Annotated in this window: 11 protein-coding genes and 1 pseudogene; 6 read left to right on the forward strand and 6 right to left on the reverse strand. The window is 48.3% G+C overall.

From position 1 onward, the window contains the following. The coding region (locus AC27K1_RS18835) for a glutaminase (RefSeq protein WP_487152340.1) at positions 1–508 on the reverse strand (508 nt) is incomplete at its 3' end. A 514-nt stretch (positions 509–1,022) separates the two neighbouring features. On the opposite strand from AC27K1_RS18835, the pseudogene AC27K1_RS18840 reads away from it, so the two are divergent. The 3 genes and pseudogenes from AC27K1_RS18840 to AC27K1_RS18850 form a co-directional block, all read left to right on the forward strand. Continuing rightward, positions 1,023–1,169 (forward strand): annotated as a pseudogene (locus tag AC27K1_RS18840) (IS481 family transposase); the annotation flags it as partial. Positions 1,170–1,629: 460 nt separating this feature from the next. Then, the gene (gene yjeH, locus AC27K1_RS18845) at positions 1,630–2,904 is read left to right on the forward strand and encodes an L-methionine/branched-chain amino acid transporter (protein WP_487152341.1); all 1,275 of its coding nucleotides are present in this window, start codon (positions 1,630–1,632) and stop codon (positions 2,902–2,904) included. Between the two features lie 41 nt (positions 2,905–2,945). Next, entirely contained in the window at positions 2,946–3,422 is a 477-nt protein-coding gene (locus AC27K1_RS18850; RefSeq protein WP_487152342.1) for a hypothetical protein, read from the forward strand. Positions 3,423–3,483: 61 nt separating this feature from the next. On the opposite strand, the gene AC27K1_RS18855 is transcribed toward AC27K1_RS18850, so the two are convergent. Next, positions 3,484–4,212 (reverse strand): S1 family peptidase, encoded by a 729-nt coding sequence (locus AC27K1_RS18855; RefSeq protein WP_487152343.1) that lies wholly within the window; start codon positions 4,210–4,212, stop codon positions 3,484–3,486. Between the two features lie 377 nt (positions 4,213–4,589). Next, the gene (locus AC27K1_RS18860; RefSeq protein ID WP_487152344.1) at positions 4,590–4,865 is read right to left on the reverse strand and encodes a GIY-YIG nuclease family protein; all 276 of its coding nucleotides are present in this window, start codon (positions 4,863–4,865) and stop codon (positions 4,590–4,592) included. A gap of 160 nt (positions 4,866–5,025) precedes the next feature. Here AC27K1_RS18860 and AC27K1_RS18865 point away from each other — a divergent pair, with 160 nt between their 5' ends. From AC27K1_RS18865 to AC27K1_RS18875, 3 genes are all read left to right on the forward strand, one after another. Further along, a complete protein-coding gene (locus tag AC27K1_RS18865) occupies positions 5,026–5,409 on the forward strand; it encodes a DUF2628 domain-containing protein (protein ID WP_487152345.1) in 384 nt (127 codons plus the stop codon). A 164-nt stretch (positions 5,410–5,573) separates the two neighbouring features. Then, entirely contained in the window at positions 5,574–7,544 is a 1,971-nt protein-coding gene (locus tag AC27K1_RS18870) for a hypothetical protein (RefSeq protein ID WP_487152346.1), read from the forward strand. A gap of 199 nt (positions 7,545–7,743) precedes the next feature. Next, the gene (locus AC27K1_RS18875; RefSeq protein ID WP_487152347.1) at positions 7,744–9,720 is read left to right on the forward strand and encodes a hypothetical protein; all 1,977 of its coding nucleotides are present in this window, start codon (positions 7,744–7,746) and stop codon (positions 9,718–9,720) included. A gap of 7 nt (positions 9,721–9,727) precedes the next feature. On the opposite strand, the gene AC27K1_RS18880 is transcribed toward AC27K1_RS18875, so the two are convergent. From AC27K1_RS18880 to AC27K1_RS18890, 3 genes are all read right to left on the reverse strand, one after another. Further along, the gene (locus AC27K1_RS18880; protein ID WP_487152348.1) at positions 9,728–11,812 is read right to left on the reverse strand and encodes an ATP-binding protein; all 2,085 of its coding nucleotides are present in this window, start codon (positions 11,810–11,812) and stop codon (positions 9,728–9,730) included. Between the two features lie 45 nt (positions 11,813–11,857). Then, entirely contained in the window at positions 11,858–12,550 is a 693-nt protein-coding gene (gene pdsR / locus AC27K1_RS18885; RefSeq protein WP_487152349.1) for a proteobacterial dedicated sortase system response regulator, read from the reverse strand. A 118-nt stretch (positions 12,551–12,668) separates the two neighbouring features. Continuing rightward, complete coding sequence (locus AC27K1_RS18890) at positions 12,669–13,583, reverse strand: DMT family transporter (protein WP_487152351.1); 915 nt, start codon at positions 13,581–13,583, stop codon at positions 12,669–12,671. Between the last annotated feature and the right edge of the window lie 14 nt (positions 13,584–13,597).

Below are 13,597 nucleotides of genomic sequence, written 5' to 3' on the forward strand. Positions count from 1 at the left end.
GGTTATGAGGTTTCCCCTTCTCATTAAGCAATAACTCATTGAAGTTTCTCCCGCTGGATTCCCGGCCGACAAAACTGTGCACATTCTCATCACCATGCTCATCCAGCGCCAGGCAATAGTTCAATGGTTTGCAACAGGACTGTATGCAGAAATCCACCGCAGCGTCCCCAATGCTGCAACGCTGACCATCCACCGTGCAAATCGCCAGGGCTAACTGTTCCGGTTCAACCTTGGCGAGCTGGGGAATATAGTCAGCAACTGCGCCATCACAATTCTGTCGTACCAACTCAACTATTTTTTCCATGGCACAGCAAAACTGGCAAAAGTCAGGAATAACCATCTTTCCCTGCAACACTTTCTCCACCAACAGGATATTCGGGCGAATCCATTGGCAGAAAGCCGCGTAATCCAGTGGAGCATCAGCGGGTCTCGAGGCGATAGCCTGTAACCGTTCATCCTCCAGATGCAAGCCTGCTTCAGCCAACCGGTCATACAGTACGTGCGGCAAGATTAACCCTGTATTATACGTATCAAGAGAGTTGAACAGCCTCCTTTCCCTCTCGTCGTCAAACGGTTGTTGTCTTCCTTCCGGGGGAACATTCAACGAACCAGCAGAATCAGTCATTTTCTTCACCATAGATTCTGAACAGCCAAGCGTGTTAAACATAGGCATAACATGCAAACCGTTCATTCAGAGGCAGCTTCACTTCTGCCGTATCTGCTTATTTTTGAATAGAAGAGACGCTGCAAAAGAAAGATCAACCACCGATCGAAGGCCAATCCAGCGCCAATTTGCGCAATGAGTATGGAGTGAAAGCGTTAACACTGCCGAAAAAAATCAGTCCTCGAACTCAAAGTGTCTCTGGCCCTTTGCAAAAAGAGATTGAAAGAGTCACTCAGAGAGTAGGAGTGGCATTTATAGATAAACGCGATCTGTGATTTTTCATGAGATCTGAGTAAGGGCATGGCCACTGTCTAATAGTTGTTTGCCTAAACACACCAGACAGTGACCGGCCATGCCGATTGAAGAGATTCAGCACGATCTGGACGAGTGGTTGGTGTTCTACAATACTCGTCGCAGGCATCAAGGAAAGATGTGTTGTGGCCGGACACCGATAGAAACACTGATAGCCGGTAAAGAAATCTGGAAGGAAAAATTCATCGGCTGAATTTGACCTGACAGACACCCTTTGAATTATCGGTAACTGTCAGGTCGGGTCTGAACTTCTACAACTAAAAGAAATACCCCGCACAGGGCGAGGTCTCAGACTCTCTTATTATTGTTGTTATTTCTGTTAACGCCTGCTTGTTATTCACTAAGTGGGCTCACTCCGGATCTGACACCATCAAGGCGCCAGTGAGTCTCCCCTTCTGGCTTCCCCCTCACAGGCTTGAACTCATTTTACGTATTTTCCGAATACACATAAATGACATGACGCAACACAGTGGTTTTCCAATATCCGGATAATTGAAGGTTTGTATCCCGTAAACCTGGCTGACTCCCACAAAGAACCACCGAACATAGCAAAGCACTGCCTGACAGCACGCCTGCAATCCATCATTTACCCATACGCTTCGGCGAATCATGGCTACGCTTGCCCTACCTGATTGCCAAAGACATCTGCTGTCATGAATGAGCTCCGCAAAGAGATTGGCCTGCTACAGGGCATCGGTCTGATGTCGACCTCCTTACTGGGCATGGGCATTTTCGTCGTACCGTCTGTAGCGGCCACCCTCTCGGGAGCAACCTCCCTGTGGGCCTGGCCAATCCTGATCCTGCTGGTCATTCCCGTCGCGCTGACCTTTGCACGGCTGGGGCAGCAATTTCCCAACGCCGGCGGTGCAGCCTACTTTGTTGGCAAAGCCTATGGGCCGGCCTGGGATAAACTCACCGCAGTGCTATTTATCAGCGTGATTCCGGTCGCCATACCGGCAGGGCTGCATATTGCCTCCGGCTTCTGGTATGCCATGTTTGACATGACCCCCATGGGCGAACTGCTGATACAACTGTTGACCCTGATGCTGATCCTGTTCCTTGGCCTGCTCGGCGCCAGAATCTCCGGCAATGTGCAAATCACCATTGCCCTGATCATTGCCGTTGTGGTTGTCGCCATCGGGTACTTCGGCGAACTGACACTGAAAGACAGCTTACCCGGCGACATTGAATTCCTTGCGGTTAGCAAAGCCATCGGTGTCGTGTTCTGGTGCTTTATAGGTCTTGAAGCGTTTGCCCACATGGGCGAGGAATTCAAATGTCCGGAGCGGGACTTCCCACGGGCCATGGTCATCGGTTTTGTGTTATCCGGCATGATTTACTGGGTCTATTCTGCGGCAGTGTTGAAATTCGGGGCTTACGGTTCTCCTGAACAGGAAGTCACGTCCATGCCCACCATCCTCTACCTGCTGTTTGGCGATAATGCCCGTTATATCGCCGGTGTGGCGGGCTACCTGGCCTCTTTCGCCTCAATCAACATTTACCAACAGGGTTTTGCCCGATTAGTCTGGGCACAGGCCAGACAGGAACGGCTACCCGCCATGCTGCGACGAACATCGGGCAGGGACGTACCGGCCAATGCACTAATCCTGGTTATCACCGTGAGCGTGATCAGCACGGTCGCTGCGGCTGTTTTTGCGCTACCACTGGATGATCTGATCCGGTATACCAACGGCAATTTCATTATGGTCTATGTACTTAGCATGGCGGCGGGGTGGAAAGTTTTCCGCGGGTTTCCTCACTGGATGGCAGGTTTCTCGTTTATTTTGATTTTGCTTCTGCTCAGCATGCTGGGAACGGATTGTTGGTATGTACTGGGTATTTTCTGTGCTTACTGGTTGCTGGTCTTTTGTCACAGCATGATTCACAAGGATAACCGCTACAAACGGAAGATTATTGGAAAACCCTGATGAGAGCCGGCTGACTACAGGACAAAAAGCTTACCGATCGATTGAAACTGGATATTTTTATAAAACTGAAGAAAGATACACAAAAGAACATACTCACTAAAAGAAACGTCATTTTTCTGAGCAAGACTTATTTAGAAAGGCTGGAGGCACAACCATTTCATCAAATATCGAAGAGAGAATTAAAAAAACAAATCGAAAAATATGTGGGAGATCAACATTCATTAAAGCCGTCACTGCCCAGGTCACTGGACGATGATTTCATACGCTTCATACGAAATATCCAGCTGTTAGAGTCTAAATCCCCATTCGACCGCTACCTCGTTCACCTCAGGAGTCTGCTGGATGTGGAAGTGGCAAATATCTCTTCAGCGTTAGCGGTGAACCAAATCGCTCCATTAGAATGGCAACCCATGGAGTGTCTCATCATCAACACGGCACAGGCCACGCCGAACGCTCCCTCCGTGAAGACGAAGGGGGATTTCTTGTCGTGTAATGTGATGAATCGCAGGTCTGTTTAGGCTGTCCTTTTGGCCTGCGTTTTTAACGGCGCACACAGAAAACTACTGACCCGGCCCAACATTAATCGCCAGCGATAACGCGCCCAATCCAGTCAGTGAATGATGCTACACGGGTATAAACACCATACATGAAAGGCCTCGCGCACCCGGAGCCCCAAGACACAATACCGGCCTGCACATAGCTGCCATCATGCTTGATGACCAGGGGGCCGCCACTGTCCCCCTGACAGGCATCCCTCCCGCCATCAACGTAGCCTGCACAAAATTCGTAATCCTCAATATCGTTGTCATAGGACAGGAGGCAGTAGGCTTGCGGCACAAGGGGAACCTCTATCGTTTTAAGGACTTCCGGCATGTTGTAATCGCCTTCGCGGGTCGTTCCCCAGCCAGATACCGTGGCCAGCACCCCGGGCAATGCGGATTCTTCCATGATCGCATCATCGGCCAGTGCCAGATACGGCGTATTCATCACCGGCCGGCTCAATTTGACCAGTGCAATATCAGCATTGCTGTCATCATGGAAATACGCATTGGCTGCTCGCAGTGGACGCATACCATCCCCCGACACCTTGACGGGATTAATGCGAATTTCAATTTCACCGAGTGTTTCCTGATGATAATTATCGAGACAGTGAGCTGCCGTTAAAATCCACTGAGGCGCAATCAGGGAGCCACCACAGAAATGCTCCCTGCCATCCTGAAACGAAACCTGCCAGGGCTGCTTGCCATGAGGTACATCTCTGCCGCCCACAATTCTCAACAAAGACTGCTCACCGGGTAAACCAGCCATAGAAAAACAAGACAGCAACCATAACACTAGAAACAATGAGGCATTGACCGAGACTTCAGTAGAATTCATAAACGCCACTCGTATTGATGCTTACGGTATAGTGCATGATTAGCAAATCACTGAATCATGTATAAAGAAATAGCGCGTTATTGAAAGCGCATTAATAAAATAGATCCAGATATTAGAATTGCTGACTTAAACAGGTAATAAATTAAGATTCGTGAGTAAAAAATGATAGCAATGGTTTTCCAGTGCTCAACCATTGATACAAAGTGAAACAATTAAACCGCAAACTGTATTAAAAATAAGCCAGCAGCAGACCAATCTAGCGACATACTGATAACTGGCTTAGCTCGGATAAGCGCCCAAAAACGCATTTACAGTATTTCATCCAGCGTGATATTACCGCAAACCAGCGCTTCTTTCCTTTGACGAGCCAGCTTTTTTACACGCGCTTCCATTTTCAACGCCATCGTCTGACTGGGCATAGCGGCATGAAAAACCAGCTCAAGGGGCCCCCGACCGCGAAGATAGCGGGCGCCTTTTCCACTACCGGCAGAATGCTCCCGGAAACGTCGCTCTACATCGGTCGTAATCCCTGTATATAACGTGCCTTTGGCACAGCGAATCATGTAAAGATGCCATTCAGCCATGACAGGCACAGTCCCTTCTCGCCCCAGACAATTGCGTCAATTACCAACATATACCCGGGGCCATGGCTGATATGCTTGAGTCAAAGACTCCGGCCATGCGCCGGTGTGGGAACTGTATCATCGTCAGGTTGACAGTGACTACCGGAACCGGGAGATAACCATGAAAAGATTCCGTGTTTACTACCATCCGGCCCATGGCCATGAAGCGGTCAAGCGTGGGTTTTCCTGGCCGGCGCTGTTCTTTGGGGTGTTCTGGGCCCTGTTCAAACGACTCTGGAATATTGCCGCATTACTGTTCGCCATACAGCTGATCCTGCACATGCTGGATATTCAGGTTCAGCACTCCGACAGCCTTCCAATGGCACTCCTGATCCTTGCCTGTTCCCTGGCGGTATGGCTTTTGCCCGCTTTCAAAGGCAACCAGTGGCGGGAAAACACGTTACTGCGCAGAGGCTACCACCTGGTCAGTGAACTGGATGCCCCATCCGCCCGCGAAGCGATTATACGTTGTGATCAGGATTATCACGGGCAAATGGTCATGTGATAAATGATCGACCAACTGCAGGACAGAGACCGCTGCGTCACAGTCCTGCTTCAGGCTAACCAGATAGTTATTCAAGATTGGGAAACTTTCGCAGCAATCACTTCTCAAACCAACCTGTAATACCAGCAACTTTCTTCTTTATTAATTTTTTGCAGGTTGAAAAAATGGAAGCCGGAATAACCAAACCCTTGCTATTAACAGCACCTGTTCCTACTCAAGACAGAATTAACATCTCAAAAAAATTCACTGCAGTCCCTGTCGAAAGTCTTGCTTATGTATACTGCCTGGTTGATGGCAATTCTATGCCCCAAAAAAGATACATCATGGAACGAGAACCCAAAAGAGTGCAAATTGGGGAAGTCACTACACATGAATTCGAAGTTGATACGCCCATGTCACCAACACCCAAAAGCGATACAATGGGCAAACCTACCCTGCTTCCATCCAGAGTCTGGACATTATCCAAACTGGGCCCACACTCATTATGGCGTACAACTTTACCTAAACGCGTTCCAGATATAAGAATTGAAGACTCTAACATCCATAATAAAGGAGACAGCATTTTCAATGCCTTAGTTGAATTAACAAAAAACTGTTTTCCAGAGAAACAAGTAAAAGAAGCAGAAGAAAGTAGCACGCAAGCCTTTTACCAAATTGCGTCATTATACCTGGAACGTAATTTCTATGAGGCAACACGGGCAAATGATCAACGTAACACTCTGCTAAACGACCTAAAGCGCTCACTATCAGCAATGAAAGAGCAGATGCGTCACAAACATCACCTTACTCTCTTTCAATTAATAGACAATGCTCAACAAGCTGAAAATCTGGCTTATTCATTAACCAGCAAACTACATGAGCGTCAGCTTCCCATTCAGCATCATGATGAATGTTTAGCATTTTGCATCAGTCATGAGCAGTACAGGTTTGGAAGGCATGGTGATGATGCGATGCCGTACACGCTGACCAGAAGGCTTTCAGCATTACGATACATTCTGGTTGATTATCAACCTGACACATTATCATTTGATGTAATACTTGAACTGATGAAAAAACTGGGTCATTCACAAGAATTAGCGACATTCACCCAACACCGGGTAAAAGTCAGGTCCGAGGAGATTTCTAATCAGGTTATCGGTAATTTACTGTGCGATGCAGTCATACCCTTTCATGATAAACCTGCAATGAAAGGCGTCGCTGACTTTTTCCATGAATATGGCTTACCTACAAGGGCGGTCGTTTTTGTTGAGTCAATACACACCAACTTATTTAAGCAGGCATTAAACAGAAGATACACAATGGAGTTTCATGAGAATGACAACTACACACTCCTTTTTAAACATGAAATGACCCAAGATCAGCGCAGAGAAGAAGTATCACAGGTGCTTGACTATGCTATGAGCAAAATACGTTCATTCAGAGTAGCAATAAATTACCCTGAGGATTTACTCTATACAATGAAGCGGAAATTTGTCATTAAAGCTATTAAGAAAATCGCCCGGATTGAACCGTTTACTTCAGGTCATCATGACTTTCTTACAATGCTTGACATACTACTCTGTCAGGAAGCGGGTATTCCATACATTAAAATCCGTCATGATGACTATTTATTTTTCAGCTGTGATGAAATATATGAAAAACAAGCTCAAATTTTGTCTCCGCTCAAAGCAAAAAAAGAACAGTTACATATTAACCCTCTATTAACATTTATAAGAAGCAACAACAAAGCATTCCTTGACTGGGTTGTTACAAATAATCTACACGAACTCTTCAAAATTGATCACCAAGGTACATCACTGCTCACATATGCCCTTATTTACAGTGAACCAGGCATTGCTAAAACATTACTAAACGCAGGTGTCGACCCCCTGAAAAAATCAAAACATCCAGTCAACCAAAAAACAATAATGATGATTGAGGCTGCAACTATACACCGTTTATCGTTTGACCCTGAATTTGCTGTTTACTTAATTAAGCAAGGCTTAGAACTTCCCGATATAGAAAGCAAAAGTTTTTACATGATTAAAGATAGAGCCATGAATGCTCATAACAAATCACTCTTGCAGTTTATTGAAAATTTAGAAGTAGAGAAAGAGGGAATCACCCCGGAAAAAGGAACACCTGTCCACCTCTAAACGGCAATCTTTTTCTGCATAGCGAACAGAATAAAAAACCATCTAACAAATTGTTCAATATGATTTACTTTTTTTATCCACACCCTGAAAAGGGTAAACCATATGAGTTAACACCTGTCATATGTAATACACATCAGACATGTACATAAAGAGTTCGTCTGTCACACAACAGTCCAAATGATCAAAAGGAAGATTCGTAATGGAAGCAGTTTCAATTCCCCATCACCAACCAGCCCAACAACCCGGTTCCAGCACTAAAAGCACACCAGGGGAAGAAACCCGTGTACCTACCCTCACCACAGAGAGAGAACCTGCTCGTCTTGCTACAAGGGGCATACACGGTTGGTCTATCAAACTGCCTAACCCTGACAAAGATACTGAACAATTATATCTAAGCTACGGGATGAACCAACTGCAGCTCTCTGCCAATGAAAAGTGCAGGCATGCAGAGGGTGACCCATCCAGCACAATATTTAACGGCCTGCTAAGAGCCACATTCGCATTGCTGCCAATGGATGCATTTGACCATAATGGTATGTTCGAGCAAACCGAAACACACAGTCTATTGCAACAGACATTATGGAATCTTATCCAGTCTGAAAAAAGTGACTGGGGAAACCATTATCGCAGTCAGATGGTGCAAAGCTACTGCCGTACAATCGCTATCATGATGGAGCAGCTTTTATACAAACAGGTAAAAAACAAAGATGACAGGGTCGCTATATTAAGTGCTCTGCTGGAAAGCGTAAAAACGACAAAAAAACTATCCATGGAGCAAAAAACGCTACTGAGCCAGATTCTGGATGGCGCATTACAATCCGAAAACGCATTATTCAACCTTTCCGTGTCGTCCCATATTCGATCATTACCCCCCATCCGACATCATGATGAATTACTTGCGTTAACAACCATTGACGAAGAGGCCCCCATGGGGCGATTAGGAAGATGCTACTTTCCTTACAGCGATATAAAAATGATCAATGCTTTACAATTTGTACTCGAAAACAGTGATTGCGATCAGCTACAAATGGAACATTTACATGGTATCTTCAAGCATCTTGGATTGGATTGGCAACCAGGCGACTATTCACAGGTTAACATTCAACTCAGTGGTAACAAATGCTCTCACGAAAACCTTAGGGATATTGTTCACCGATCCACGTTGAAAGATAAAGCTATCGATCAAAAAACAAAGGATGAGTCCTTTTTGCAACAGTGTGGTATTCCAGGGCAGGATATCAGACATGGCCAAAAGCCTATTGACGAAACTGATTTCTTATTAACTCTCAACCTCACCACGGGTGGCATAGAAATAGAAAACTGGCTGGAACCCGCCCAACGTGAAAAAAAGCTTCAACAACTGATTGACAACTTTAATACTGCAATCAGTCAAACCGCTCATCAAAGGAATCACCCCGAATCTCAAAAAGCCGTCATTACGATAATGCGCGAACTATTGCTTTTGAACTTATTAAAAAAAGGTAATGAGCAGCTGGTTATTCAAACTCATATTTTACTTTGCCACATTGCCAATATTGACTTCGTCAACCTTAATAATCTTGATGAATATACCCACCATACTGTTGCAGAACTTTGCGACATGGAAGAACAACGTCTAAGGGACTTTTTAACTGAAAAATCCCCTCCTGAAATAGGATTTTGTAATCCAGCAGCTTTCTACATGTATCACAACAAAACGACAATGATGCACTACATATTATGCGAACCCGCATTTCAGCATCTGAGGGAGTTAAAGCATTATGGTGCTGATCTCCTTGCCTATGCCTGTCTCCATAGTAGCTTGGAGATTATCACGGAATGGTTTAAATTGAACCCCAAACCAAGTATTACCACCTTCACCAAAAAAAATCTTCAGGAAGAGTTACCACTTGAGATGGCGTTGTTGCGAAAAGATGAAGAGTCACGTTTAAAAGTTGTCCTGCTATTACTTGAAAAAGGCGCCTTGCTAAAAAAAACATTCTCTACCTATAAAAAAATCATGATGGAAGTAATAAAGCAATCCCATAGACCCGAAGAACTTAATGATGATTGTACGACAGCCAGAGAGCTTGGCACACCGGAGTTACTTACACACCGACAGGGAATGATTCAAGAAACACAAAAAGAAATCGACCAGTTTCTTACTAAAGACGATGACGATTATAGCCATGAATGAGACGATATCATTCATGGCTATTTAAAAACCTCAACGTAAATATTACGCCACGAACATCGGTTCGATTGATTCCTGCGACTGTTCCTCCATGGTAATCCATAATCAGCCTGACAATATACAGACCTAACCCGAGATGCAGTCGTTCCTTCCCATTACTGAGGCTTGTCTCATTTTCCTGATGGGTACGGACGGATACCATGGAGTCAAACAAACGCCCTTCCAGCGCTGCGGGCAACAGGGGGCCATCATTTTCAACATCAATAGACACACCCTCCCGGTCCTGACGCAGGCGAATCAGGATAACGCCACCCGGCGTACAGAAATCCACCGCATTGCCCACCAGCTTGTCCAGCGCCTGAACCACCAACTCCGGCGCTACTTCCAGACAGACCGCCTTTTCCGGCAAATCAGTCTCCAGTGTTGCACCGGGATAGATGGCACGATAAGCCTCTCGCAACTCCTCCAGCATCTGCCTTAAATCGATGGTTTCTTTTTCCGTATGGCTGATACCGGCCTCCAGACGGGTTGCCTCATTGATGGCATTGAGTATCGCGCTGAGCCGCCCGGCCCCCTGCTCCGCACGACGCAGGTAAACACCCGCCTGATCACCCAGCGGCTCATGGGCCAGGTTATCCAGCGACGAGCGAAGGACAGCCAGTGGCGTGCGCAGCTCGTGGGAAAGCTTACTGCCCAGCGAGCGCAAATAATCGGTATGTTCCCCCAATCGCCCCAGCAAGCGCCCGAAACTACGCGACAACTGACCTATTTCATCGGACATGTCACTGACGGGAAAATCATCCCGCACACGACCATCCGCACCAAAGGCCTGTTCTGCGGCCCGGTTTAAACGCTGTATCCGCAGTGACAGCCAGCCTGCGTAACCCAGCAACCCGACAACAGTGATCAACATCGCCAGGAAGCTGAGGGAAAAAAGCCGGTTGAATGCCCGGCCTGCCAGCAACATGGCTTTCTCACTGCCCTGCTCCGCGACCAGCGCACCGGCAATGACATCATCGCGATACAACGGCCAGGCAACCACCAGGCGGAGCACGCCTTCATCTCGCACCCACTGGCTGGCGGGACGTCCGGCCAGCGCATCATTGACCACCGCATTGACCCAGCGACCTTCATGCCAGTGCGAATGATACTGAGGCAGGCGGCCATGATTCAGGATGAGGTTATAGAGCCATTCGAGTAGCCAGAACATTTCCGGTTCATGGTCTGCGTTATCCTGATGTGCGTTTTCTTCCACACCGGCCAGCAGCCATCCGGCATTGTTAATAACACCGAGCCGAACACCCGGTTTCAGAAACGCTGTCAGCGCCTCACGAAGAGCGACATCTGGCGTAATCAACGGACCGGTCTGTCGATCATTCGGTGCGACGGTGCCTGTCCACTGTTCGGTTATGGCGCCATCAGCCTGTTGTGAAGCATCGACGACCGTAAAGCTCACGCCAGACTTCGCCATGGTCAGCGGCATCGCCAGTTCCAACTGGTAACCGGCTGGCGTATCCCTCCACACACCACGGATCAGGTTCTCCCGCTGGATGCGTTCCCGTCCATTCACCGTACGCACATAGCGGGCCAGCACCGGACCCGGCGCCTCCGTGGCGATGGTATAGGTCATGACCTGGCCGCTGGCATCATGCAACTTCAACAACAGGCGGTCCCCATTGTTCAGCGAAGGCAGGGAGGGGTTGTGGTAGACAATATGATCATCAGCCACACGCCAGAACAGGTAAAGCGAGTCATCATCGGTAGCGGCTTTGAAGTTAACCGCAGGGCCGTATGGGGTACTTTCGACCGGTTGTCCCGTAATGCCCTGTGCCTGCCAGTCTTCATCATAGCCATCAAGCACCAGCGGACTCTCGAGCCACCAGGCATAAATATGACCAGCCACCGGCGCCGTTACCGGTTCCGGCACCTGCTGTCTTACCTCAAGACTGGTTGCGATCGTCTGGAGTGACGCCTCCAGCACCTGGGCCTGCGCATCCCGCAGGCTGGCTTCCATATCACGGACAGACTGGATGCCCGCCCATGGCAGCACCAGAACCAGTAGGCTGACCAGAACCAGCTGACGACTGAGTTTCACCGGCAATCCAGCCCTGCTGTCGGAACGCTGCACAACGTCATTTGATCAGGCCACCTTCCAGCGATAACCCATGCCATAGGCGGTCTCTATGGCAGAAAAGTCGATATCCGCTGACTGGAACTTCCTGCGAATCCGTTTGACATGGGAGGTAATGGTGTTGTCATCCAGCACAACTCTGGCGGCATCCATCAGTTGCTGTCGGTTTTTGATATGACCGGGGTGCATGGCCAGGGCATGCACCATCCAGAATTCCGTCACGGTCAGGGGAATCTCGGTATCGCCCCAGCGGGCTGTCAGGCAATCCATATCCAGCGCCAGTTTCCCGCGCTCCAGCTTATCCGGCTCACGGTGGGGCTGCTTCAGGGCATCAACCCGGCGGAAAAGTGCATTCACACGGGCCAGCACATGGGCAATGCTGATATCTTTGGTGAGGTAATCATCGGCGCCCAGGCGGAGTCCGGAAATCACATCCAGCTCATCGTCCCGGGCTGTCAGGAACACAATAGGCAACGTGGGCGCCAGGCTGCGCAACTCCCGGCAAAGCTCAAACCCACCTTCCACATCATCACCCAGGCCCACATCAATGACGGCCAGATCCGGCAACGCCTGGCCAAAGGCCGCCATGGCCGCTGGCCGGTTATCATAGAGGCTGACCTGGAAACCCTGCCGCTGGAAGGCATCCCGATAGTTCTCGGCAATCGCAGGTTCATCTTCGACAATCGCAATATGACGCGCCATGACAATCAACAGGTATCCGGTGAAATCAGAGGGAGAGTATCAGTCATTGCACCAAGGTCTTAAAGCCCTGCAGTCATTTCTTTTGGTTTGAGGGTTGCGTGCATCACAACCCAACGTCTCAGGGATGGCTTTTTCTCATTTTCTCCCAGGCAATCCACTGTTTTTCTGTTTGAAGCAGATACACGCCACTCAGGATGAAGCCCATTGCCGCCAGATCCAGCAGTGTCACAGGCTCATGAACGAAAAAATAACCAATAGCCAGCGCAACTACCGGGGGAATATAGGTGGAAGCGGAGGCCGTGATCGCCCCCAGGCGGTTCACAATGAAATAATAAAGAATAAAAGCAATGCCTGTTCCCAGCGTCCCCAGCCCCGCAGCAACACTGACGAGGGTTGTTGTATCCGTTGCAATCCGGGTAATTCCATCGAAATCCGTAACAGCCGTAGACACCAGCAAGGCAAAGCCGATCTGGTAGGTGGGAAGCGCGACTGCAGACAGGTTCAATTCCGACAGGTATTTCCTGGCATAAACAAACGATCCTCCAAGGCTCAGTGACCCCAGCACCATGTACAGGGCACCTTCAACATTCACACCCTCAATGCCACCAACCCAGGGACGGGCAATCGTCAGCACACCAAGAAATCCCAACGCGACACCCAGCCCTTTCTGGAGACTCACCGCCTCATCCCGCAGAAAAAACAGGGTCATGACAAAGGAGAACAGGGGAATGGAACCGCTGAGCATACCTGCCACACTGGATAATAGCAGTGACGTACCCCTGGCAAAGGCATAGTAATAAAGCACCGTGGCCAGCAGTGACATCACCAGAAAATGGTGCCAGTAACGCCAATGGGACAAACGCAACGCCCGCCGGCAAAGGGCATAGGCCAGCAACGGCAGAAAACCAAAGAATATCCTCAAAAAGACAATCTGTGAGGGTGACACGTATTCAGCGGCCCATTTCATAAACAGAAAATTACTGCCCCAAATAATGCCAAGGGCTATAAAAGCAACATAAGCGACTCGCTGCATAAAAGAACATCCAA

It is taken from the genome of Kistimonas ophiarachnellae, from assembly GCF_057552235.1.